This window comes from Aeribacillus sp. FSL K6-8210, assembly GCF_037963925.1.
Classification (GTDB): domain Bacteria; phylum Bacillota; class Bacilli; order Bacillales; family Aeribacillaceae; genus Aeribacillus; species Aeribacillus composti.
The window spans coordinates 73,742-97,500 of the sequence record NZ_CP150172.1 but is presented as its reverse complement, the minus strand read 5'-3'; the positions used below and the strand labels follow the sequence as shown (position 1 = coordinate 97,500).

The 23,759-nt window shown below is 41.2% G+C and carries 20 protein-coding genes and 2 rRNA genes (1 of these 22 cut by a window edge); all 22 read right to left on the bottom strand.

The window, feature by feature from the left end:
• Positions 1 to 584, bottom strand: a 23S ribosomal RNA gene (locus NSQ41_RS00470) (it extends 2,350 nt beyond the left edge of the window).
• Between the two features lie 138 nt (positions 585 to 722).
• Positions 723 to 2,276: ribosomal RNA gene (locus tag NSQ41_RS00465) — 16S ribosomal RNA — on the bottom strand.
• The 16S and 23S rRNA genes sit together here, the layout of an rRNA operon.
• Positions 2,277 to 2,652: 376 nt before the next feature.
• A complete protein-coding gene (locus NSQ41_RS00460) occupies positions 2,653 to 3,768 on the bottom strand; it encodes an IS4 family transposase (RefSeq protein WP_339210755.1) in 1,116 nt (371 codons plus the stop codon).
• A gap of 214 nt (positions 3,769 to 3,982) precedes the next feature.
• The gene (gene lysS, locus NSQ41_RS00455; protein ID WP_327848301.1) at positions 3,983 to 5,485 is read right to left on the bottom strand and encodes a lysine--tRNA ligase; all 1,503 of its coding nucleotides are present in this window, start codon (positions 5,483 to 5,485) and stop codon (positions 3,983 to 3,985) included.
• A gap of 89 nt (positions 5,486 to 5,574) precedes the next feature.
• Positions 5,575 to 6,567 (bottom strand): tRNA dihydrouridine synthase DusB, encoded by a 993-nt coding sequence (gene dusB / locus NSQ41_RS00450; RefSeq protein WP_063387552.1) that lies wholly within the window; start codon positions 6,565 to 6,567, stop codon positions 5,575 to 5,577.
• A 15-nt stretch (positions 6,568 to 6,582) separates the two neighbouring features.
• The gene (locus NSQ41_RS00445; protein ID WP_063387553.1) at positions 6,583 to 6,798 is read right to left on the bottom strand and encodes a helix-turn-helix transcriptional regulator; all 216 of its coding nucleotides are present in this window, start codon (positions 6,796 to 6,798) and stop codon (positions 6,583 to 6,585) included.
• A complete protein-coding gene (folK, locus tag NSQ41_RS00440; RefSeq protein ID WP_063387554.1) occupies positions 6,750 to 7,277 on the bottom strand; it encodes a 2-amino-4-hydroxy-6-hydroxymethyldihydropteridine diphosphokinase in 528 nt (175 codons plus the stop codon). Before folK ends, NSQ41_RS00445 begins: the two co-directional genes overlap by 49 nt.
• Positions 7,274 to 7,636 carry a dihydroneopterin aldolase gene (folB, locus tag NSQ41_RS00435; RefSeq protein WP_339199935.1) on the bottom strand — a complete coding sequence of 121 codons (363 nt, stop codon included), beginning with the start codon at positions 7,634 to 7,636 and terminating at the stop codon, positions 7,274 to 7,276. The genes folK and folB overlap by 4 nt, the downstream gene beginning before the upstream one ends.
• Complete coding sequence (folP, locus tag NSQ41_RS00430) at positions 7,632 to 8,480, bottom strand: dihydropteroate synthase (protein WP_063387555.1); 849 nt, start codon at positions 8,478 to 8,480, stop codon at positions 7,632 to 7,634. The genes folB and folP overlap by 5 nt, the downstream gene beginning before the upstream one ends.
• Complete coding sequence (gene pabC / locus NSQ41_RS00425) at positions 8,471 to 9,349, bottom strand: aminodeoxychorismate lyase (RefSeq protein ID WP_066247256.1); 879 nt, start codon at positions 9,347 to 9,349, stop codon at positions 8,471 to 8,473. Before pabC ends, folP begins: the two co-directional genes overlap by 10 nt.
• 2 nt (positions 9,350 to 9,351) lie before the next feature.
• On the bottom strand, positions 9,352 to 9,939 hold the full coding sequence (gene pabA / locus NSQ41_RS00420) for an aminodeoxychorismate/anthranilate synthase component II (RefSeq protein ID WP_339198231.1): 588 nt from the start codon (positions 9,937 to 9,939) through the stop codon (positions 9,352 to 9,354).
• Complete coding sequence (pabB, locus tag NSQ41_RS00415; RefSeq protein ID WP_117017233.1) at positions 9,936 to 11,366, bottom strand: aminodeoxychorismate synthase component I; 1,431 nt, start codon at positions 11,364 to 11,366, stop codon at positions 9,936 to 9,938. Before pabB ends, pabA begins: the two co-directional genes overlap by 4 nt.
• A 142-nt stretch (positions 11,367 to 11,508) precedes the next feature.
• On the bottom strand, positions 11,509 to 12,438 hold the full coding sequence (cysK, locus tag NSQ41_RS00410) for a cysteine synthase A (RefSeq protein WP_066247248.1): 930 nt from the start codon (positions 12,436 to 12,438) through the stop codon (positions 11,509 to 11,511).
• An 85-nt stretch (positions 12,439 to 12,523) separates the two neighbouring features.
• On the bottom strand, positions 12,524 to 13,405 hold the full coding sequence (locus tag NSQ41_RS00405; protein WP_144598267.1) for a peptidyl-prolyl cis-trans isomerase: 882 nt from the start codon (positions 13,403 to 13,405) through the stop codon (positions 12,524 to 12,526).
• A gap of 22 nt (positions 13,406 to 13,427) precedes the next feature.
• Positions 13,428 to 14,312 (bottom strand): Hsp33 family molecular chaperone HslO, encoded by an 885-nt coding sequence (gene hslO, locus NSQ41_RS00400; protein WP_066247243.1) that lies wholly within the window; start codon positions 14,310 to 14,312, stop codon positions 13,428 to 13,430.
• Between the two features lie 7 nt (positions 14,313 to 14,319).
• On the bottom strand, positions 14,320 to 15,093 hold the full coding sequence (locus NSQ41_RS00395) for a type III pantothenate kinase (protein WP_063387562.1): 774 nt from the start codon (positions 15,091 to 15,093) through the stop codon (positions 14,320 to 14,322).
• Positions 15,094 to 15,221: 128 nt separating this feature from the next.
• Positions 15,222 to 17,183 (bottom strand): ATP-dependent zinc metalloprotease FtsH, encoded by a 1,962-nt coding sequence (ftsH, locus tag NSQ41_RS00390; protein ID WP_066247240.1) that lies wholly within the window; start codon positions 17,181 to 17,183, stop codon positions 15,222 to 15,224.
• A 93-nt stretch (positions 17,184 to 17,276) separates the two neighbouring features.
• Positions 17,277 to 17,819: a hypoxanthine phosphoribosyltransferase gene (gene hpt / locus NSQ41_RS00385; RefSeq protein WP_066247237.1), complete on the bottom strand. Its 543-nt coding sequence runs from the start codon at positions 17,817 to 17,819 to the stop codon at positions 17,277 to 17,279.
• Between the two features lie 20 nt (positions 17,820 to 17,839).
• The gene (tilS, locus tag NSQ41_RS00380; protein ID WP_339199932.1) at positions 17,840 to 19,216 is read right to left on the bottom strand and encodes a tRNA lysidine(34) synthetase TilS; all 1,377 of its coding nucleotides are present in this window, start codon (positions 19,214 to 19,216) and stop codon (positions 17,840 to 17,842) included.
• Between the two features lie 207 nt (positions 19,217 to 19,423).
• Positions 19,424 to 20,398, bottom strand: a complete 975-nt coding sequence (locus NSQ41_RS00375) for a serine/threonine protein kinase (protein WP_066247232.1) — start codon at positions 20,396 to 20,398, stop codon at positions 19,424 to 19,426.
• Entirely contained in the window at positions 20,367 to 21,098 is a 732-nt protein-coding gene (locus tag NSQ41_RS00370) for a VWA domain-containing protein (protein WP_066247229.1), read from the bottom strand. Before NSQ41_RS00370 ends, NSQ41_RS00375 begins: the two co-directional genes overlap by 32 nt.
• A 76-nt stretch (positions 21,099 to 21,174) precedes the next feature.
• Complete coding sequence (gene spoIIE, locus NSQ41_RS00365; RefSeq protein ID WP_094244844.1) at positions 21,175 to 23,658, bottom strand: stage II sporulation protein E; 2,484 nt, start codon at positions 23,656 to 23,658, stop codon at positions 21,175 to 21,177.
• Between the last annotated feature and the right edge of the window lie 101 nt (positions 23,659 to 23,759).

Here is a 23,759-nt window from a genome sequence, read left to right as displayed (position 1 = left end):
CTCTGACTACTTGTAGGCACACGGTTTCAGGTTCTCTTTCACTCCCCTCCCGGGGTGCTTTTCACCTTTCCCTCACGGTACTGGTTCACTATCGGTCACTAGGGAGTATTTAGCCTTGGGAGATGGTCCTCCCTGCTTCCGACGGGATTTCACGTGTCCCGCCGTACTCAGGATCCACTCGGGAGGGAACGGAGTTTCGACTACAGGGTTGTTACCTTCTCTGACGGGCCTTTCCAGACCTCTTCGTCTACCCCGTTCCTTTGTCACTCCTTAATCGAGTGTCCTACAACCCCAAGAGGCACGCCTCTTGGTTTGGGCTGTTCCCGTTTCGCTCGCCGCTACTCAGGGAATCGCTGTTGCTTTCTCTTCCTCCGGGTACTTAGATGTTTCAGTTCCCCGGGTTGCCCTCCATACCCTATGGATTCAGGTATGGATACTGCCCCATTACGGACAGTGGGTTCCCCCATTCGGACATCTCCGGATCGACGCTTACTTACAGCTCCCCGAAGCATTTCGGTGTTTGTCCCGTCCTTCATCGGCTCCTAGTGCCAAGGCATCCACCGTGCGCCCTTTCTAACTTAACCGTTTCTTCCTAACATGAGCGATCTATTCGTGAATGTCTTTCCGTTATCCAGTTTTCAAAGAACAATCAAGAAGGATATGATCCTTCAAAACTAAACAAAACGGAAAAGCGTACCCTATTTCAATGTATATATCCTTAGAAAGGAGGTGATCCAGCCGCACCTTCCGATACGGCTACCTTGTTACGACTTCACCCCAATCATTTGTCCCACCTTCGGCGGCTGGCTCCCGTAAGGGTTACCCCACCGACTTCGGGTGTTACAAACTCTCGTGGTGTGACGGGCGGTGTGTACAAGACCCGGGAACGTATTCACCGCGGCATGCTGATCCGCGATTACTAGCGATTCCGGCTTCATGCAGGCGAGTTGCAGCCTGCAATCCGAACTGAGAGTGGTTTTTTGGGATTCGCTCCACCTCGCGGTTTCGCTGCCCTTTGTACCACCCATTGTAGCACGTGTGTAGCCCAGGTCATAAGGGGCATGATGATTTGACGTCATCCCCACCTTCCTCCGACTTTTAGCCGGCAGTCACCTTAGAGTGCCCAACTGAATGCTGGCAACTAAGGTCAAGGGTTGCGCTCGTTGCGGGACTTAACCCAACATCTCACGACACGAGCTGACGACAACCATGCACCACCTGTCACCCTGTCCCCGAAAGGGGAACGCCCTATCTCTAGGGTTGTCAGGGGATGTCAAGACCTGGTAAGGTTCTTCGCGTTGCTTCGAATTAAACCACATGCTCCACCGCTTGTGCGGGTCCCCGTCAATTCCTTTGAGTTTCAGCCTTGCGGCCGTACTCCCCAGGCGGAGTGCTTAATGCGTTTGCTGCAGCACTAAAGGGTGGATACCCTCTAACACTTAGCACTCATCGTTTACGGCGTGGACTACCAGGGTATCTAATCCTGTTCGCTCCCCACGCTTTCGCGCCTCAGCGTCAGTTACAGGCCAGAGAGCCGCCTTCGCCACTGGTGTTCCTCCACATCTCTACGCATTTCACCGCTACACGTGGAATTCCGCTCCCCTCTCCTGCACTCAAGTTCCCCAGTTTCCAATGGCCGCTCGCGGTTGAGCCGCGAGATTTCACATCAGACTTAAGGAACCGCCTGCGCGCGCTTTACGCCCAATAATTCCGGACAACGCTTGCCACCTACGTATTACCGCGGCTGCTGGCACGTAGTTAGCCGTGGCTTCCTCGTCAGGTACCGTCAAGGTACCGCCCTATTCGAACGGCACTTGTTCTTCCCTGACAACAGAGCTTTACGATCCGAAGACCTTCTTCGCTCACGCGGCGTTGCTCCGTCAGACTTTCGTCCATTGCGGAAGATTCCCTACTGCTGCCTCCCGTAGGAGTCTGGGCCGTGTCTCAGTCCCAGTGTGGCCGGTCACCCTCTCAGGTCGGCTACGCATCGTCGCCTTGGTGAGCCGTTACCTCACCAACTAGCTAATGCGCCGCGGGCCCATCCTGCAGTGACAGCTAAAAGCCGCCTTTCAACCGAAAACCATGCGGTTTTCGGTGTTATCCGGTATTAGCTCCGGTTTCCCGAAGTTATCCCAGTCTGCAGGGCAGGTTGCCCACGTGTTACTCACCCGTCCGCCGCTAACCTAAAGGAGCAAGCTCCCTTCGGTCCGCTCGACTTGCATGTATTAGGCACGCCGCCAGCGTTCGTCCTGAGCCAGGATCAAACTCTCCAAAAAAAGTTTGTCACCAAATGCTCTTTTAGAATCAACAGGCACGCTTTTCGTTTTGTTCAGTTTTCAAAGATCATGTTGAAAAAAAGACGACTTTCTTATAATAACCTTAAATTTTTACTTTGTCAACAGATTTTTTTATCATTGTATCATTGGTCATCAATAAGGACGGGTATTAATATAACACCATTTTCATAACAAATCAATAGTTTTGCATAAAAAAATTTATTTTATATCATTAGCATTGCATAAATATAGTTAGAATTTTCTGTTAATTAATTTTTGTGAATTTGTGCCAAAAAGACAAAACCTAAAGAAAGGTGGCACTGCCCATTTGGTAAATATATACAGTTAAACCAGAGCGACAACGACAAAAGGGAGATTATGGACTGGCTCGCCCATCAAATTTTCGCAACCAAACATAAGCTGGTTTCCACAGAGCTCTCTTTAACCAACGAGTAATTCGAAGTAGGGATTTCTTACTTTTCATCTCCAATTGAATGAGAACATGTAAGCAATACGTGATCAGGGCTAAGAAAATTTGATTTTGAATAGCTGTTTCACTCATTCCATAAAAGTGCTTAATTTCTACGTGTTGCTTGAGCCATTTGAAAAAGAGTTCAATAGCCCAGCGAGATCGGTAAATATCACTTATCTCTTCTGGTTTTAAATCAAATCGGTTGGTGATGAAACGAAGTAAGTTCCCTTTTGTGTCCATAACTTCTAGTAGACGATAGACATTTTCAGTACGATTTTGTGTGGTACCAATGTAGACCATTTTATCGGATAGAACGTGACAATCATCAGGAAGTGAAAATGTATAGACTTCACGAATGACTGCGTTTTTCTTCAGTCTTGAAACGAAGAAATAGCCATCATCTGTCATCCGATCAAAACGTTCATAGTCCACATAACCGCGGTCAAACACATACATGGCTTCTTGATCATCCACTAGGACTTCGAGTTGATTTCGGTCATGTTCTTTTGCTGTCGTAATCACTGCTTTTTCAGGATAGACGGTGTCTTTATCCATGAAAACGAGCCGTAAGTGTAGCTTTACACCAGCTTTTGTTTTACGGAATTTTGCCCATTTATAATGGGTCAAATTCAACGGGAGTGTACTTGAATCAATGATTTTCAGTGGCATATTCTTTCCGTTTTGATAATGGTGCCGTTGAATTTTCCAAACAAGATCCAAGAACAAATTTGCAAGAATTAGTGGGTTGATCTGATTGTTTTTTCGGGATAGCTGAGAGGCACTTATCGATTCAAATCCGAGTGCTTTTTGAAGATCTTCGTCTACAAGTGCATCACTCATTTCCTCTAAGCTCTTAAATTCGAGCAGCTGGGCTACCAATAAAAGTTTAATATAGGCTTCTGTTGTCAGCTTTTTTGTGTAATAGTCCTGTTTCAATTCTTTGACTTGTTCGCTAAGTTTTTGAATATTTATGGGTGAAACCCATTTACCAAATGATGAAATTAGTGTATTCTTGTCCATAATAGTTATCCTTTACGATTGGATTTGGACAGGAACCACCTGTACTTCCATTGTAAAGGATTTTTTTGTTTCGAAATCAATAAAAAATTGAACATTCTTAGTATTTTGAATCATCAGATTTAATTACTGCAATGCTAGTGATTTTATATAAAAAAATTATTCCATTTCCAGCAGGGAGACAAAAGGGAGACAGCCGTCTCCCTTTTGAAAATCATCATTTGTTTCTCATCTGCGGGAATAAAAGAACATCGCGAATAGACGGAGAATTGGTTAAAAGCATGACTAATCTGTCAATGCCAATGCCAAGCCCACCTGTTGGAGGCATGCCATATTCAAGAGCTTCAATGAAATCTTCGTCCATCATATGCGCCTCGTCATTTCCCTGCTCTCTTTCTTTTAATTGAGCTTCAAAGCGTTCACGTTGATCAATAGGATCGTTTAATTCCGTAAAGGCATTTGCATGCTCGCGGCCGACAATAAACAATTCAAAGCGATCTGTGAATCTTGGATCCGCTTCATTCTTTTTGGCGAGCGGAGAAATTTCAACAGGGTGACCGTAAATAAATGTCGGCTGAATTAGTTTATCCTCGACTTTTTGCTCGAAGAACTCATTGACAATATGGCCGTATTGCATATTTTCGTTAATTTCTACTCCGTGTTCTTCAGCTAATGCCCGCGCTTCTTCGGCAGATGTGACATTCCAAAAATCAACATTTGTATATTCTTTAATCGCATCTACCATGTGAAGTCTCTTCCATTTTGGTTTCAAGTCCACTTTATATTCATCGTATTGGATTGTCGTTGTACCTAATACTTCTTGTGCAATATGAGCAATCATGTTTTCTGTCAATTCCATAATATCATGGAAATCTGCATATGCCTCGTACAGTTCAAGCATGGTGAATTCAGGATTATGTCTTGTTGAAACGCCTTCGTTGCGGAAAACGCGGCCGATTTCATAAACTTTTTCTAAACCGCCGACAATCAGCCTTTTCAAATGAAGCTCAATAGCAATTCTCATGTACAAAGGCATATCCAAAGCATTATGATGAGTGATAAACGGGCGTGCTGCCGCTCCTCCAGCAATGGAGTGCATCATTGGTGTTTCTACTTCCAAATACCCGTGACTGTCTAAATAACGGCGCATGGATTGGATGATTTTGCTTCTTGTTATAAATGTGTTTTTGCTGTCAGGGTTCATAATAAGATCTAAATAGCGCTGGCGGTAGCGCTGTTCAATATCTTTAAGGCCATGGTATTTATCAGGAAGAGGGCGCAAAGCTTTCGTGAGCAGCACAAATTCCGTTGCTTTTACCGAGAGCTCGCCTACTTTTGTTTTAAAAACCGTTCCCTTCACGCCAATAAGATCACCTAAGTCAGCCATATCAAAAATTTCATACTGATCCTCGCCGACGCTGTCCTTCCGAACATAAATTTGAATTTGGCCCGACAAATCTTGGATATGGGCGAAACCTGCTTTCCCTTTTCCACGTTTTGTCATAATTCTGCCAGCTATAGAAACAAAAATATTTTTTTCCTCAAGTTCTTCCTTTGTAAACTCGCCGTACTGCTCTTTTAGTTCAATCGCCTGATGCGAGCGTTCAAATTTTTTTCCGAAAGGGTCGATTCCTTTATCTTTTAATGCATGAAGCTTTTCCCTGCGAACCTGCAATTGATCATTCAACTCTTCTTGGTTATGCAAACCTTCTTTGCTCATACGTATCCACTCCAATAATCTTAAAATTTAACATAGAAAACTGCCAGATTACTGGCAGCCGTCAAAGTATAAGAGAAAGCAGATTGTCTTTATGCGGATTGACGCTCTTTCTCTTCCACTTCACTTGCAAAACGTTCAAGAAGGGAGACCAGTTCTTCTTTTGTTTCACAGTTATTAATAGCATTTCTCACTTTTGCATTGCCTCGAATACCTTTTAAATACCAAGCGGCATGTTTACGCATCTCTCTAACAGCGATGTGCTCACCTTTTAAATTGATTAAACGTTCTAAATGCAGTTTGCATACATCAATCTTTTCTCGAACTGTCGGCTCTTCAATTAATTCTCCCGTTTCTAAATATTTAACAGTGCGATAGATCATCCATGGGTTGCCTAATGCAGCACGGCCGATCATAACCCCGTCTGCACCCGTCTCGTCCAGCATTCTCTTTGCATCTTGAGGGGTTTTGACATCCCCGTTGCCAATCACCGGAATATTCACAGCCTGCTTAACTTCTCTAATAATGTCCCAGTTGGCTTCTCCCTCATACATTTGAACACGGGTTCGTCCATGCAATGCAACAGCCTTGCCCCCTGCCCGCTCAACGGCTTGGGCATTTTCCACCGCATAAATATGTTCTTCATCCCAACCCATGCGCATTTTGACAGTTACCGGTTTTTTCACTGCATCCACAACAGCGGCAACCATGTCATAAATTTTATTGGGATCAAGAAGCCATTTTGCTCCGGCATCACATTTCGTAATTTTCGGTACAGGACAGCCCATGTTAATATCGATGATATCTGCTGTTGTATTGTTATCGACAAATTTTGCCGCTTCCACTAATGTTTCTTTTTCACCGCCAAAAATTTGCAAGCTTAATGGTTTTTCCCGTTCATCAATATAGAGCATGTCCATTGTTTTCGCATTTTTATATAAAATGGCTTTATCGCTGACCATTTCAGCACAAACTAAACCCGCTCCAAATTCTTTGACCGTCAGCCGAAAAGCCGAATTGCATACGCCGGCCATCGGAGCAAGCACAACACGGTTTTTCAATTGAATATCTCCTATTTTAAACAATTTCACCTGCCTCCTTTATTTTTCAGTATCCTCAGGCATCAGCTCGTTCACGCTTACATTCAGCTTAGCAGCAATAATCTCTACTAATTCCTTGCTGGGAAGTCTGTTGCCCCTTTCAACTTCACCAAGAACCGATACAGAAACGCCTAAGTCTTTTGCAAGGCTTTCTTGTGTATAGCCTTTTAGCTTTCTAAAAGCGCGAATCCTTCTTCCCCATTTTTCTGCTTCCATATTCGCACTCCTTTTTTATCTTTTAATTGATCTATTAAAACCAGTAAAGAACGATGCTGATTAGGCCATTGTACATCTCGATCAATTTCAAACAAAGGAATCAATACGAAAGATCGTTCAAACATTCTCGGATGAGGTATGGTAAGCTGTTCTGTTTCAATATTTTCGTTATTATATAATAAAATGTCAAGGTCTATCGTTCTAGGCCCCCATTTAACTTCCCTTGATCTTCCTAAATCATATTCGATTTTTTGCGTAAATGCCAGCAGCTCATACGGCGTGAAATTCGTCGCGATTTTAATGACCATGTTCAAAAACAATTCTTGGTCAATATAACCAACCGGATCGGTTTCATAAATAGAAGACATTTTGATAACCTCAACATCTGGATGCCTGTTCAATTGATTGATGCTTTCTTCCAAATAATATTCCCGATCGCCGATATTCGATCCTAAAGAAATATATGCATAGTTTTTCATGTTCTTCCCCTTTTGATTTCTACTGCTACAGACTTGTAATGACCCGGGATTGGCGGATCCGGCTTTACCACTTTTACTGTGCAATACAAAACAGTCGAAAACTCTTTTAACAGTTCAGATGCTAAATTTTCTGCAACGGCTTCAATAAGCTTATAGGGCTTGCCTTCCACAATTTCCTTGCAAACCGTGTACACTTTCGCATAATTCACTGTATCATCTAGTTCATCCGTTTTTCCTGCTTGCTTTAGATCCATCTCTAAAATAACATCAACTCGAAATCGCTGTCCAAGTTTATTCTCTTCAGGATAAACGCCATGATAGCCCCAAAACTCCATTCCCGTTACATAGATCTTATCAATCGTGATCGCGCCCCTTTCCGAGCATCGCATCCATCATTTTCACCATCCGCGCAATCGGTTTAACGTCATGTACCCGAACGAATTGACAGCCCTTTTGCACTCCTAAGCATACGGTAGCCGCTGTGCCTTCCATACGCTCCTCTACCGGTAGATCGAGAACTCGTCCGATAAATCTTTTTCTCGACGTACCCAGCAAAACAGGGAAACCAAGGTTTGTAAATTCCTCCAGATGACGCATGACGTAGAGATTATCTTCAAAAGTTTTGGCAAAACCGATTCCTGGATCAAGGATGATTTGTTCGTCCCGAACGCCTGCTTTTTTGGCGATCTCGACACTTTCCATTAAATCGGAAATCATGTCTTTAATCAGATCGTTATACCCTTCTTTTTCTCGATTGTGCATTAGAATGATTGGGACGTTATATTCTGCTGCCACGCGAGCGATGTCCGGCTCTTTTTTCGCCCCCCAAACATCATTGATGATGGTTGCTCCAGCTTCCACCGCTTTTTTTGCCACATTCGCTTTGTACGTATCAATGGAAATAGGAACATGAATTTCTTTTGATAATTTTTCAATGACTGGAAGAACTCTGGCCAGCTCCTCCTCTTCTGAAACGGGTTCATGGCCCGGACGGGTTGATTCACCCCCGACATCAATGATATCGGCGCCATTTTCCACCATTTCTTTTGCATGCTTTAAAGCTTTCTCGATATCATTAAATTTTCCGCCGTCCGAAAAAGAATCAGGCGTAACGTTTAATATTCCCATTACTTGGGTTTTATCTTCGTAGTGTAATTGATACGGTCCGCACTGTAATATTTTTTCTTTCTCTATTACACCCATTGTTCATCACCCACTTCGAATTCAGATCTTGTCAAAATATGCTGCCGCACCTTCTTATAAATGGTGATTAATCGATTGGTCAAAATTCCCTGTTCACCTGCAAATGCAGTCTGACCAATATGTGTAATTGGGACAATCTCCTGCAAGGAATTTGTGATAAAAGCTTCTTGTGCAGATAACAGATGATCCAATGGATACAATCCTTCTTCATAAGGGATGCGATGTTTTTCAAGGATGGTTAACACGAACTGTCTAGTAATTCCGTTTAATATTCCTGTGCTGACAGCCGGTGTATAGACGGTGTTGTTTTTTACCCAAAAAATGTTGGAAACAATCCCTTCTGCGACATATCCTGAATGTGTTAAAAATATACCTTCCGTTTTCGGATGATCTCCAATTTCTCTCTTTGCCAGCACATTATTTAAAAAATGGTGCGATTTTATGCGAAATGATCCTTCCGGCGTGTTTCGCCGAACCGAAAGAATGACCCCCTGTTTTGTCAATCTTTCCGGCAAATTTAACTCTTTTATAAAAAAGATTAACACCGGATTTTTATAAGGAGCCGCCGACAACCCCAGCTCCTCTGCACCTGCTGAAACATTTATCCGGATATATGCATTATTTAAATGATTTAATTCAAGCAGTCTTTTAATAATTTGTTCTGCTTCCGAGTAAGAAAGAGAAAAATCTATGCCAAGCTCGCGAACCGCTGCATTTAAGCGATCGATATGATCATACAGTAAAAATGGATGACCGTTATAAGTCCTTAATGTTTCAAAAGCGCCGATTCCGTATAAAAATCCATGATCGAACGGAGAAATATGCAGCTCATCCTGCTTTTTATATTCACCATTTACATATAAGTACACTTTTATACACTCTTTTCTTCCGTACGATAATAGGAAAGGAAATGCTTTAACATCAGTTTTCCATGTTCAGTCATAATTGATTCCGGATGAAACTGCACGCCTTCAACCTGCAAAGATTTATGGCGGATTCCCATAATCTCTCCGTCATTCGTCCATGCTGAAATTTCAAAGCAATCCGGAAGCGTTTCTTTTTTGACAATTAAAGAGTGGTACCTTGTAGCGGTGAACGGGTTGTCTAAGCCGTCGAAAATAGTTTTTCCGTCATGATAAATTTGCGATGTTTTCCCGTGCATTAATTTGTCTGCGCGAACAACATCCCCACCGAACACTTGAGCTATTGATTGATGACCTAAGCATACGCCAAAAATCGGAATTTTCCCTGCGAAATACTTAATTGCCTCCATGCTGATCCCCGCCTCATTCGGCGTACACGGACCGGGAGAAATCATCAAATAGGCTGGATTGAGCTGTTCAATTTCCTCAATCGTAATTTCATCATTTCGTCTGACAACAAGCTCTTCGCCGAGCTCACCAAGGTATTGGACTAAATTGTACGTAAAAGAATCATAGTTATCAATCATTAAAATCATCTCTTCTCACCTCTAACTAACTTATTCTCATCTTCGCTCAAATCTTTTGCTTTCCATAACGCTTTTGCTTTTTTCAAACACTCTTTATATTCATATTCTGCAACAGAATCAATGACGATTCCAGCACCTGCTTGCACATAACCCCAACCGTTTTTAGCCAGTAGCGTCCGTATTACAATATTAAATTCTAAATCTCCATTAAAGCCGAGCCAGCCGATCGAACCAGTATATAACCCTCTTCTAGTCGGCTCCAGCTCTTCAATTATTTCCATTGTTCGAACCTTCGGCGCTCCCGTGATTGTGCCGCCCGGAAATACAGCACGCATAATGTCGTAAAATCCTTTTCCTTCTTGCAGCTCGCCGCGAACATTTGACACGATATGAATGACATGTGAATATTTCTCAATAGCCATCAGTTCGTTAACTTCAACACTGCCATATTTACATACCCGCCCTAGATCATTTCGTTCTAAATCTACAAGCATGATATGTTCTGCACGTTCTTTTTCATTGGTGATTAATTCCTCAGAAAGCTGGCGGTCTTCTTCATCGCTTCTTCCTCTTGATCTCGTTCCAGCAATCGGACGGGTATTCAGTACATTTCCCCTCTTTTTTATGAGCAGCTCTGGAGATCCACTGGCAATTTGAAACTCAGGAGTATGAATATAGGCCATATATGGGGATGGGTTAATTTTCCGTAATGCTTTATAAATTTCAAACGGATGCGTCGAAAGCGGTTTTGCTTGTCTGACGGATAAGTTGACTTGAAATACATCACCGCTTGCAATATAATCCTTTACTCTTTCAACAGCTTTTTTAAACGGCTGTTCCATAAACATTATCGGCTCATAGCTGAGATCAGCTGAATTCGTATAGCTGAAAATCGTTTCCTCACTTTGCTTACACCATAAAGCTTTCATTTCTTCCAGCCGCTTTTGTGCAGCATCTTTTTCCCCATGTTTATGATACGTTATCAGCCAAAGTGTTTTTTCAGTATGATCAAAAACGGCGATATCTTGAAAAACGATAAAATAAATGTCGGGCACGTGTAAATCGTCCACAGCTATATTGGGTAATTTTTCGAAATAACGAACTGCATCATAGCTAATAAAGCCGATAGCGCCTCCTTGAAAGTCGGGAAGGGAAGGATCGCTTTCACATTTAAACTGTTTCATCCATCCTTCAAAGAGCAAGAGCGGATTTCCTTCCTTTACTTCTTTTTTGTTCCCGCTATAGATCGTAATTGCCCCGTTTTTTCCTTGTATGACGGCAAAAGGGTTTAAACCAGCTATGCTGTAGCGGCCGCCTCTTCCGCTTTCGAGAAGAGCGTAATGTTGTTGTTGTTTTGCCAGCGTTTCAAAGCGATTGAAAAATCGTTCTTTTTCAAAAGGTATTTGGACTGCCAGCAGTTTTCTCACAGATTCCATCGTTCACTCTCCTTCACCCATAAACTTATTTTACAACAAGAAGGAGAGCTTGGCATCAACAGTATTATTTTTCCCCTTCACATAAAATCCAAAAGGCTGCCGACAAATTTCGTCGACAGCCTTTAAACTATTATTCATTCTATTATTCTTCGTCAAACTTATATAATGGAGTACTTAAATATCTTTCTCCATTACTTGGGATGACAGCTAGTACCTTTTTGCCTTTTCCTAGCTCTTTCGCCACTTTCAATGCAGAGAAAATGGCAGCACCTGAAGAAATTCCGCCTAATACTCCTTCTTCTCTCGCAGCTTTTCTAGCGGTTTCAAAAGCTTGCTCAGTTGTAACAGTAATGACTTCATCATAAATCTCTGTATTTAAAATATCCGGAACAAATCCTGCTCCAATACCTTGAATTTTATGCGGACCTGGTTTTCCGCCCGATAATACAGGTGAATCAGCCGGCTCAACAGCATAAATTTTTATGTTCGGATATTTTTCTCTTAATACTTGACCAGCACCAGTAATCGTACCTCCAGTACCGATTCCGGCGACAAATGCATCCAATTGATCGCCCATTTGCTCAACGATTTCCGGGCCAGTTGTTAAACGGTGAATTTCTACATTTGCACGGTTTTTAAATTGCTGCGGCATGAAATAGCCGTGTTTTTCCGCAAGCTCTTCTGCTTTTTTAATAGCCCCTTTCATGCCTTCTGGACCAGGAGTTAAAACAAGCTCTGCTCCATATGCACGCAATAAATTACGGCGCTCTAAACTCATTGTTTCTGGCATAACTAAAATAGCATGTAAACCTTTTGCAGCTGCCACCATTGCTAAACCGATCCCTGTGTTTCCGCTTGTCGGTTCGATAATTGTGTCTCCTGGTTTTAATTTGCCTTCTTTTTCTGCCGCTTCAATCATTGCTAATGCAATACGGTCCTTTACACTTGATCCAGGGTTAAAAAATTCAAGCTTTAAATAAACGTCTGCACTGTCCTCTTCTACAATTTTTCCTAATTTTACAACAGGAGTCTTTCCAATTAGATCTAATATAGAGTTTGCAACAACTGCCATCTTATACACCTCTATTTCCGAGTAATTATATTGGTTTTATTGAAAATAATATACCAATAAATTTATGAATTGTCAATCTTTTTCTTCATTTTTCATAAAACCATGTTACGCCGATGTCATCCCACAGCTGCTTTGCTGATACATTTCCTTCCATCTGTTCCAAAGCGATTTGCCTGCGAATCTGATCCTTTACTTCGTCAAACTCCAGCTGTTCTCCTTTTATTTTCTCATGCAAAAATATAATCGCATATCCTCTTTCCAGCGGTATTGGGTCCGACCACTCATTGACCTTCATTGTTTTAGCTTGTTCAATATATTCCGGCGGTACATCGCTGGAACCTTCGGAAACATAACCGAGGTCTCCGCCTTCCTTCGCCGTCAACTGATCCTTGGACCGTTCAGCTGCAATCCCTTCAAAGCTTGATCCGCCTTTTAATTCATTTATAATTTGTTGGACTTCTTTTTTTGAATCAACCACGATATGGGAAAGATGATACGTGTCATTCATAATATATTGATGTTTATTTTCTTCATAAAATTTCTTCAATTCATTCTCACTAATGTTGACATCTTTCGTTAAAAGCTCTTCTAATAAAATACTATAGCGAATTTGTTTTCTCAGTTCTTTGTCGTTAAGCACGCTATCGCCGTATGATTGAGACGATATTTTATACATTTGTATTTCACGTTCAACTGTTTTTTCATCTACATCAATATGATTCTTTTTTGCAAGCTCGTCCACAACTTGAATATTGATCATTTCCTCAAGTGTTGTTTTCCCAAATCGTTTTTCCAGTTCATTTAACCATTCCTGCCTCGTAATGCGGCTATCGCCGATTTTGGCAACAATTTCATCATTTTTCTCTTTTTGCGCTTCTCTTGTATAAGCACTTACCAAAAAGGCAATCGTCACGCAGTTCGTTAATACAAGACTGAAAATTATGACCAAAAGCGCTTTTTTACTCATTCCTCCAGCTCCCTGCCATAAGCTATTTTCTAGATGCCGCTTCTTTTAATTCCTGCAACTCTTCTTTTGAAAACACATATATCTCATTACAAAAATGGCATTGAGCTTCAGCTTTTTCATCCTCATCGATGATTTGTTGAATTTCCTCTTCTCCTAGACTAATAATGGCATTTGCAAACCTATCTTTAGAACAGCTGCAGTGGAAGCTGACAGGCATGCGATCGATCACTTTCATATTCCCTTCGCCCAGAACACCTTCCAATATTTCTTCAGGAGTCAGCCCTTTTTGAATTTGCTTAGAGATCGGCTCTATTGTTTTTAACCGCGTCTCAATTTCCGTAATGATTGATTCTTCAGTTCCCGGCATAAGCTGAATAATAAATCCTCCAGCAGCCAGAACAGAGTTATCAGGATTGACTAAAACTCCCACTCCTACTGAAGACGGGACTTGCTCTGACGTCACTAAATAATAGGCAAAATCTTCTCCCAGCTCCCCGGAAATAATAGGGACTTTACCGGAAAAATGCTCCCTTAATCCTAAATCCTTAACAATCGACAATGTACCGTTTTTCCCGACTGCGCGGGCTACATCCAGTTTTCCATGTTTATTTAATTCAAAATGGGTCTTAGGATTGGATACATAACCTCTCACTTGACCTTTTGAATTACTGTCAATAACAATGGCTCCTATTGGACCGCCGCCTTCTATTTTTATCGTCAGCTTCTCATCACCTTTCAGCATCGAACTCATCATCACGCCGGCTGTCATTGCTCTTCCAAGAGCAGCGGTAGCAGTCGGCCATGTTTGGTGGCGACGTTGAGCTTCACTCACTGTATCAGTCGTCTTCACTGCATATGCACGCACTCCTCCGTCATAGGCCAAAGATTTGACTAAATAATCGTTCATTTGTTTCCTACTCCCTTCCGAGATTTCGTTCGTAAATTAACCGCAAGCCTGTTAATGTTAACAATGGATCAACGATTTCGATCATGTCAGATTCATTGGCGATTAACCCAGCTAGACCGCCTGTTGCAATAACTTTCGGTTCTTTTTTAGCTTGCGCTTTCATCCTTCTGACAATTCCTTCTACTTGGCCAACATAGCCGAATAAAATTCCTGATTGCATGGCGGCTACTGTATTTTTCCCAATAATATGATCGGGTTTGGCGATTTCGATTCTAGGAAGCTTCGCGGCTTTTGAGTATAAAGCTTCGGTGGAAATGTTAATCCCTGGTGCAATGGCACCGCCTTCATATTGTCCTTTTTCATTAATGTAGCAATAAGTTGTTGCTGTGCCGAAATCAACAATAATAAGCGGACAGCCATATAAATGAACACCGGCAACTGCATTGACGATCCTGTCCGCCCCAACTTCACGCGGATTATCATACTTTATATTAAGGCCTGTTTTAATTCCTGGGCCGACAATAAGCGGATCTACATGAAAATATTTCTCGCACATTTTTTCCATGGCATACATAATCGGTGGAACGACAGAAGAAATAATGATTCCCGTTATGTCCGAAAATTTTAATCCTACGTATTCAAACAATGATTTAAACATCATTCCGTATTCATCTTCGGTTTTATGTCGATTGGTTTCAATTCGCCAATGGTAAAGCAATTGTTCTTTTTCGTATACTCCAATCACGGTGTTTGTATTCCCAACATCTAAAGCTAAAATCATGTCCATCACCTTTTCCCTTCGTTCAAACATTCCCTCATCATCATATCACATATTGATCGCAGTAGGCTGCTATCGGGCACGAAGGCAATAGAAAACCGCCAACTTTGTATAGTTGACGGCTTTATTACTTATTCTTCTTTAAGCTCCGGTTTGATAGAGGGAGCCTCATCTTTCTTTGTCTGAATATTGACTTTTACAGCTTCATCTTTTTGGTTGTTCTCTTCTTTTTTCACATTTTCTGAAGCTGCTTTTTGTTCAGACTTATCAGGCAATGAACCGTGTTCCACCAGATGTTTAATTTGTTCTGCATCAAGTGTTTCCACTTCTAATAACGTTTTTGCAATTAGTTCAAGTTTATCGCGATTTTCTGTCAAAATTCGTTTTGCTTTTTCATAACATTCTTTAATGATGCGCTGAATTTCTAAGTCGATTTCATAGGCAATCGCATCACTATAATTTTGCTCACTTTGGATGTCACGCCCTAAAAAGACCTGGCCTTGAGAGCTTCCAAATTGCAATGGACCCAATTTTTCTGACATTCCAAATTCTGTAACCATTCTGCGCGCAATATTTGTCGCACGCTGGAAGTCGTTGTGGGCACCGGTGCTAACTTCACCGAAAACAATTTCTTCCGCAACCCGACCGCCAAGCAATCCTGTTATTTTGTCAAGGAGCTCAGGTTTTGTCATGAAATAGCGGTCTTCTTTTGGCAGCATGACAGCATATCCTCCAGCTTGACCCCGAGGAACAATCGTTACTTTATGCACCATTTCCGCCTCATCTAAAACGAGACCGATAACGGTATGTCCGCCTTCATGATAGGCAACAATACGGCGCTCCTTTTCCGAAATAACCCTGCTTTTTTTCGCAGGTCCTGCAATTACACGATCGGTTGCCTCATCTATATCCGCCATATCGATTTTCTTTTTATTTTGGCGAGCAGCAACGAGAGCAGCCTCATTCAATAGGTTTTCCAGGTCAGCTCCAGAAAAGCCCGGCGTTCTCATCGCAATGTTCCGCAAATTCACCGATTCATCCAACGGTTTATTGCGTGCATGTACTTTGAGCACTGCTTCGCGCCCCTTCACATCCGGACGATCAACCGTAATTTGACGGTCAAATCGACCAGGGCGGAGAAGGGCTGGGTCTAAAATATCCGGACGGTTTGTCGCCGCAATAATAATGATTCCTTCGTTGGAGCTAAATCCATCCATCTCAACGAGAAGCTGATTTAACGTTTGTTCACGTTCATCGTGACCGCCGCCTAATCCAGCTCCTCTTTGGCGTCCAACAGCATCAATTTCATCAATAAAAATGATACATGGGGCATTTTTCTTAGCCGTCTCAAACAAATCCCGAACACGAGAAGCACCTACACCGACAAACATCTCAACAAAATCAGATCCGCTTATGGAGAAAAACGGCACACCTGCTTCTCCAGCCACCGCGCGGGCCAGCAATGTTTTACCAGTTCCCGGAGGGCCTACTAAAAGGACTCCTTTCGGTATGCGCGCTCCAAGTTCAGAAAACTTGCGGGGATCCTTTAAAAATTCAACAACTTCCACTAGTTCAGCCTTTTCCTCATCGGCTCCTGCAACATCTTTAAATTTTACTTTTTTCTTGTCGTCGTTATACAGCTTTGCCTTGCTCTTCCCGAAGTTCATAACTCGGCTTCCGCCGCCTTGAGCCTGATTGAGCACAAAGAAGAACAAAATAAAGATTATAATAAATGGGATGAGGGATGTGAAAAATTGCACCCATCCGTTTGTATCATCTGCTGGGGACCATTTAACTTCCGTTTGATTTTTTGAAGCAGCAGTATTGATGAGGTTTAATGCGTCATCGCCTGATAAATAGGTGATAAAGTATTGATTTTCTTCATATCCCTTCAGCTGTCCTCTGACTTCATATACTCCTCTTACTGGTTTTAACGTTATATTTTCAACATCTCCGTTTTCCAAATTGGAGATGAAGGTACTATATGTCATTTGTTCAGTTTTTTGGTTACCGCCCTGAAAAAAATTCACAACGCCGATAACCACTAAAAAAATCAGCAAATAAAATATGGTGTTTCGGAAAATCCGATTCATTCCTTACCTCCTCCCACAATGAAACAAACTATATTCAATAGTATCATAGAAAATCATCCCAGCACAACTGATACGCTATCCTTTCAACGATCATTATTTATTTTGATAAACTTCAGGCTTTAATATCCCTATAAACGGAAGATTGCGGTATTTTTCCGCATAGTCCAGACCATAACCGACAACGAACGCATCCGGAACTTCAAAACATACATAATCTGCCTCAATATTTGCCTTTCGCCCGCTCGGTTTGTCCAATAGGGTTACAATTTTAACGGATGCTGCTTTCCGGTACCGGAAAAGATCGACTAAATAGCTTAATGTCAATCCGCTATCGATTATATCTTCAATGATTAAAAGATCCCGGCCTTCGACGGAAGTGTCTAAATCCTTAATTATTTTCACCTCACCCGATGAAACGGTTTTGTTTCCATAACTGGAAACGTCCATAAAATCAATTTCCAAATATGTATTAATATGCTTTATTAAATCCGCCATAAACGGCATAGCGCCTTTTAAAACCCCGATAGCGAGGGGAAACTTATTTTTATATTCCTCCGTTAATATCGCCCCTAATTCTTTCACTTTTTCTTTGATTTCTTCTTCTGAAATTAAGACTTTTTCAATATCCTCGATCATTTTCTTTCCTCCTGATGAGATCACTGCTCTTTATATTGTAATACAATATAAGATTCATTGGTAATGCTAATTTCCTCTAAATTTGATTTTTTTACAAGCGGAATCCATATGATTTGGCCGTTGCCATTTTCAACGATTGGGAGAAGGTTGCGCTCTTCCCTCGGTATTTTTTTATCAATAAAAATATCTTTTACCTTTTTCGTGCCGTTCATGCCTTTAATTGTCATTTTGTCTCCTTTTTTTCTGCTCCGAATAATTAAAGGCGGAACGTACCATTTTTTTGGAAGATAGAAAACGTCATCACCTTTATACGAAGGAATCCCAAAAAAGGTTTCAGTAAAAAATATTTTTCCGTTCGGCAAATGTATTTTTCCCGGTACCGGTACCGTGTAGCAGAAAGATTCACTATTTGCCGATTGAAACGTAAAGGTGCATTCATCATAAGATTTTATGACTTTGAGCCCCATAGGCAAATGAAGCATCCCCGAAGGGTGCGCTTTCATCAAAAATCCGTTTACATTTTCAATATGAACAGCCGAGAAGGAGCCGCTTTTTATCAGATCATTCAATATTTGATAAACCGCTCTCCTTTTGATCGGATCAGGAAGCTTTTTATATTCTTGTTTATGAATAGTAACGGAAGAATTCGTTTTTCTTATCACTACTTTATTTAATTTTTCCTTCGTTAATTCCTCCAAAAATCGCTCATCATCCAAAAAGACCTCACTGAAATATTGAAAATGTTCATGCAGCCTTTTGTTCTCCTTTTTCAAAAACGGCAAAACATATTTGCGAAACCTGTTCCGTGTATACGTATCTTTTTCATTGCTTGGATCAAATCGGGGCGCCAGCTGAAATTCTTCACAATACTTTAAAATTTCTTCCTTTGTTGCGGCTAAAAAGGGGCGTATGATTCTCCCTCTGCCGAAAGGCCGTATGACAGGAATTCCCGCTAGTCCCTTTCCTATTGTTCCGCGAACAAGATTCATTAAAATCGTTTCAATTTGGTCATCTCCATGATGAGCTAGAGCCAAAGCATCCGCCTGAAGCTGATCCATCAACTCTAAGAAAAATTGGTAGCGGCATTCTCTAGCAGCCTGCTGGGCATTCAACCGGTGTTTCTCAGCATAACGGGCCGCATTGATTTGCTTAGCGTAACAAGGTATGTTTAATTCCCGGCAAAAATTGATGACAAATTCCATCTCTTTTTGTGATTCTATGCCCCGGAACATATGATCAACATGTGCTGCTATAACAGTGATGCCATATTGATCTTTAAATGTATTTAAAAAATGTAGAAGTGCCAGTGAATCCGGGCCGCCGGACACACCTACTATGACCGTACTATTTTTTTGGAGCAATTGATGTTTTTCAATAAACGCACATACATTTTGAATCAAAGACCGTCACATCCAATATTTCTCTAGTTATCTTTATCCTATCATTATTTGCCTGCCTTCTGCAAAGACAAAGCCTTTTGCATTTTACTGTTATTTTCCTAAAAGGGAAGCAGTTCAGATCGGACATTTTTTGAAATAGTCGGGGCACTCGCGGAAGCATGAGAAGGGGGAAAAGCACTGCCGCTTTAAACAAGCAGCAGCCATTTACAGAAGTGTCGCAAAAATATATAAAGAATATAGAAATGCCAGGCAAACCATGATCACCAATGTTTCGATCAGCCCTTTGCTTTTCTTTTTCTTTCTTTTTCGATTGTTAGCTGTCCTTTTCGTTTTAGATTGTGCTTGTACATTTCTCTTTCTTTGCAAATTAGCGTTTGAAACATGATGCAAAAGATCCTGCTTCATTTCCAAAGCGGATGAATAGGAGCCAAATAAAGCTTTCGTCAACACTTGTTTTCTTTCGTTTAAAAAAGGATGGGAGTTAATGATTTGCATCAATTGCTCCTTACTGTTTCCTTTTTTTGAAAAGCGTTTTTGAAAAACAGCATTGATAATAATCATACCGACTGCAAAAAGATCATATTTCGGTTCAGCTTTTCTCGTCCCCAATTCCCAGTATCCCCTGTCAAAAAACTCTGTAAATTCTTTAATGGATCTACCGTTTATCGTTGTGCCACCTACATCAATACAGCGAATTTTGGGAGGAGGTCCTGTAACAATTAGATTGTCAGGCTTTAAATCACCAAAAACCCAGCCTGACTGATGAAGCTCCTCCAAATTGGACAAAAGCTGCAAGATTAGCACGTCAATCCAAATCGCACCATTATTTTTAATAAACTGGATAAAATGTTCACCTTTAACATACTCCATAACATAAAACGGAAGCATCTTTCCGCTAGCTGTGTTAAACCAATCGTCCACATCGATCAAAGAAGGCCCAAGGCACGAACCTTGGACCTTGGCCAGTCTCTTTAACACGTTTACTTCTGAAGTGATTCCCATGCTATTTTCACTTATTTTTAAAGCTGCATACCCTTTACTGGATTCAATAAGGTAAACCGACCCTGTTGCTCCGCACCCCAGCATTTTTAATATCCGATACGTGTTTCCATGCCATTTTCCTTTAATAATGGTACCGGGAAGAACTTTACATGCTTTGTTCATCGAGGTATTCATCATCGAGCATTCCCCTCAATGAGCGTTTTTGTTTAAAATGTTGTATAGCTCCTTTTATCGCCGGACCAGTTGGTGTCAATCCTTCTGTCGTTAATTTTGGAAAAATGGTTGATAAAGAATCCAGTTTCGGAGTCCAATCCAATAAAATTTCTGTTTCTGATCTTTTCCCAGGAAATATAAACAGCGAATATTGATTATTGCCTATTCTTGAATTTAGGCTAATGGATAAATCAAAAAGCGCTTCTTTTACCGTTGGAAGCTTTGGCCCCATGCTTGCACTCGTATCTACGAGAATTAAAATTTCTAAATTGACCGTTTCACCAAGCTCTTCCACAACCTCCATAACTTCACCACGCTGTTCAGGCGGCAGCTCTTCAATAGAAGTTGATTTTCCTAAAATATGCTTTAATTCACGATTAACAACTCCCTGCAATGTTTGTGTCATCGCTTTTCTAGTGACCATCTGTACTGTTTGTGAAAGCTGATGGGCATAAACTACCTGGCTCACTCCTCCCCCTGCCTCAGCAATTCCTTCTATTTCCTGCATTGCATCTTGATCTATCACATTCTCTTCTAAAATCCCAATTACGTTGACAGTAATCCCATGCTCCTTAGCTAAAGCCGCCATAGCAATTGGATCTTCACCATGATTTGAGCATCCGTCAGTTAACAACAAAATTTGTTTTAATGTCCCTTTTCTCATTTTTCCTCCTCCTGGTCAATGATTTATTACCATCCTCACCAGAAGGAAAACGTTTTATACTAAGCATGGCAGAAAATCAGCTTATCTTTTTCGATTTATAAAAATTTGAAACAGGAATCGCCGCCCATTTCGGTGTATTATGATTAATTCGAGCCACCACAACCGTCATATCGTCATCGATTGCCCCCGATCTGGAGCGGATCACCTCCTCCATAATTAAATCGGCTATTTCTTGTGGATCATCAGTCTCTATTTCTTTTATTTTTCTTTTCATCCATAAATCATAATTTTCTACATGCCTTGGTCCCTCAAATATTCCGTCACTCATCATAATTAATAAATCTCCTGCTTTTAGCTGTTCGTCTACAATGTCCACCTCAAAATCATCGATAATGCCGATCGGCAAATTACTAGACTCGATTTTGATAATTTTATTTCCTCGTTTAATAAAACTCGGAGTAGATCCGATTTTCATAAATTTGCAATTGGCGCTTTGTAAATCAATGATAGACAAATCTAATGTTGCATAAATTTCATCTGTCGTTCTCAGCGACAATATAGAGTTGATGGTTTTGATAGCAATTTTTTCATCAATGCCTGATTGAAGAATTTTTTCCAACAATTTAATCGTTTCATTGCTTTCAAAATGAGCCCTTTCCCCGTTCCCCATTCCATCGCTAATGGCTATGGCAAATTTTCCGACGCCCAATTCAATCATGGAATGGCTGTCGCCTGAAACAAGACCTCCTCCTTTTGCAGCATGAGCAACACCCGTTTCCACTTTGTATGCTTTTGCAGAACCGAACACAACGTGGCAAAATCCATTTGGATAACCTGCACATTCTTCATTTTTCACGATGATCATTTCGTTTAATATATCGGAAAGCATCGGAGCAATAATTTTTTCACATTCTCCATGGCCGCCGCAATACGGAATGCTCATTTCTATATCGACGTTCCCTTTTTCAAGGCTGTATATATCAATATGGCCAATTTCTAAACCGAAGTTTTGAAGAGCATAGAAAATTTGCTCTTCCTGCAGAAAATGATGTTCCCGTTCCTTTTTCATTTCCCGAGAAAAGTCGGACATTACTTGAGCAACTCCTAGCAGCTGTTCAGCTACCAATCTTCTGCTTTCTTGCACTTGCTTTTTTAATTTCCGATTCGCTTCTAAAAAGTGCATTTCCTGCTCAATCGTCCCGACCACTAGATTAGCCTTCGAACAATGCCTGTGAAGCTTTTTCTGCAATCTGCGATTATTTGCATACGTCTTTTCTTTCGTTTCATTCATCACTTGCTTCATTAATTGATATGTCTGGTCAAAATTGTTGACCCAGCATTTCTCCTTCTTAAAACAAGTTTGGCATGTCTGTCCGGTGATCTTGCTTAAAAATAAATCCGTTTCTCTTTCTATATCCTCTCCATCCTCCGGGTAAAAAGTCGAAAAGCTCTCAGATAATGCCCGAAAAACGTTAGAAAATTGATCAACCCGCCGAGCAGTTATATCACGTATATTTCGAACATACTTCTGCTGCTCCAAAACATGCTCGTTTGTTCCAGGAATATGCTTTGCCAGCTGTTCTGTAAAGCTTTTCGGGGTCAGTAAAAACAGCAAAACCGCGGCGCCCGATTCCCATAAGGTTGTCCAAACATCAGCCGATCCTTCTCCATATAGCGTGATTAAAAGTGAGCCAATGATCAGGCCAACTGACGCTCCTGCTTTTTGTCCTTCCTTTAGCAGACCTCCCAATAAACCTGAAAATGCAAGTAGGCTCATATGATACAAATTGGAAACATTCGCCAGGCTAAGCACCAAACCTGTTACAGCACCAACTGTACATCCGATGCCTGCACCTCCGGTAAAAGCGAGCAATAGGACAATATATCGTGAAAGAACGTGTTCTGCCTGTATATTTTGGTAACTGATTCCAACTAAGCCCGTCATGACGGACGCAAGCAAAATCATCAAGCAGATAATCTCTTCGACTCGTAAAGTTTGTTTATATTTCCGCACTGAAAGAAGCGGGATGCTCTGCAAAAAAATCAACGTCAGGATGATCGACAGACCTGCCTCAACCCCTGTCATTAAAAGATCGTACGTGCTGATAAATCCTGCAGTTAACTTTGAATATAAAAGGCGGCTGGCAGCAAGTCCCGAAAAAATCGTAAAAGGCAATATTTTTATTTCATCTGTTTTAATGAAAAAACTAGTCATTTTATGAAGCAAAAGAAATATACATATAGAAGAAAGCACTAACAAACATAATTCCAATGAGATGGTGAATGCCCCTGCAATTAGTGATAGTGCAGCAAGCAATGCCTTGTCCCTTTTTAAAAGCCATACAGCTCCAAAAAAAGGAAGGGCGAACGGAATAATTTCAGATAAAATAAAAGCTCTCCCCAGCAAAAACCCGACCAATACATAAACAAACCCTTTGTGAAACAGAAAAGAATGCAAATGCAGCCCCGCTCTTTTCCAAGATCTCCATAGAAGTGATTGTGTTCTTTCCAATTGGACATTGGCAAAAGGTATCAGAAATCTTCTCTCAACTTTTTCCATTATAGCGACACTCCTCCTACTACCGTAATTGATAGTCATTATACAAGCTTTTCATAAAGGAATTTGTCAAAAGGAGGAAATTGTTTATAAGAATATTTCGA

What these genes read in the sequence shown, in the direction of transcription:
- NSQ41_RS00445 (WP_063387553.1), bottom strand. Translation starts at nt 6,798, where the DNA reads ATGGAAGCAGAAAAATGGGGAAGAAGGATTCGCGCTTTTAGAAAGCTA.
- lysS (WP_327848301.1), bottom strand. Translation starts at nt 5,485, where the DNA reads ATGAGCAAAGAAGGTTTGCATAACCAAGAAGAGTTGAATGATCAATTG.
- NSQ41_RS00370 (WP_066247229.1), bottom strand. Translation starts at nt 21,098, where the DNA reads ATGAGAAAAGGGACATTAAAACAAATTTTGTTGTTAACTGACGGATGC.
- NSQ41_RS00405 (WP_144598267.1), bottom strand. Translation starts at nt 13,405, where the DNA reads ATGAGTAAAAAAGCGCTTTTGGTCATAATTTTCAGTCTTGTATTAACG.
- hpt (WP_066247237.1), bottom strand. Translation starts at nt 17,819, where the DNA reads ATGATCGAGGATATTGAAAAAGTCTTAATTTCAGAAGAAGAAATCAAA.
- pabA (WP_339198231.1), bottom strand. Translation starts at nt 9,939, where the DNA reads ATGATTTTAATGATTGATAACTATGATTCTTTTACGTACAATTTAGTC.
- hslO (WP_066247243.1), bottom strand. Translation starts at nt 14,312, where the DNA reads ATGAACGATTATTTAGTCAAATCTTTGGCCTATGACGGAGGAGTGCGT.
- NSQ41_RS00460 (WP_339210755.1), bottom strand. Translation starts at nt 3,768, where the DNA reads ATGGACAAGAATACACTAATTTCATCATTTGGTAAATGGGTTTCACCC.
- spoIIE (WP_094244844.1), bottom strand. Translation starts at nt 23,658, where the DNA reads ATGGAAAAAGTTGAGAGAAGATTTCTGATACCTTTTGCCAATGTCCAA.
- NSQ41_RS00395 (WP_063387562.1), bottom strand. Translation starts at nt 15,093, where the DNA reads ATGATTTTAGCTTTAGATGTTGGGAATACAAACACCGTGATTGGAGTA.
- cysK (WP_066247248.1), bottom strand. Translation starts at nt 12,438, where the DNA reads ATGGCAGTTGTTGCAAACTCTATATTAGATCTAATTGGAAAGACTCCT.
- pabB (WP_117017233.1), bottom strand. Translation starts at nt 11,366, where the DNA reads ATGGAATCTGTGAGAAAACTGCTGGCAGTCCAAATACCTTTTGAAAAA.
- folK (WP_063387554.1), bottom strand. Translation starts at nt 7,277, where the DNA reads ATGAAAAACTATGCATATATTTCTTTAGGATCGAATATCGGCGATCGG.
- NSQ41_RS00375 (WP_066247232.1), bottom strand. Translation starts at nt 20,398, where the DNA reads ATGATGAATACCTCGATGAACAAAGCATGTAAAGTTCTTCCCGGTACC.
- folP (WP_063387555.1), bottom strand. Translation starts at nt 8,480, where the DNA reads ATGGGTGTAATAGAGAAAGAAAAAATATTACAGTGCGGACCGTATCAA.
- ftsH (WP_066247240.1), bottom strand. Translation starts at nt 17,183, where the DNA reads ATGAATCGGATTTTCCGAAACACCATATTTTATTTGCTGATTTTTTTA.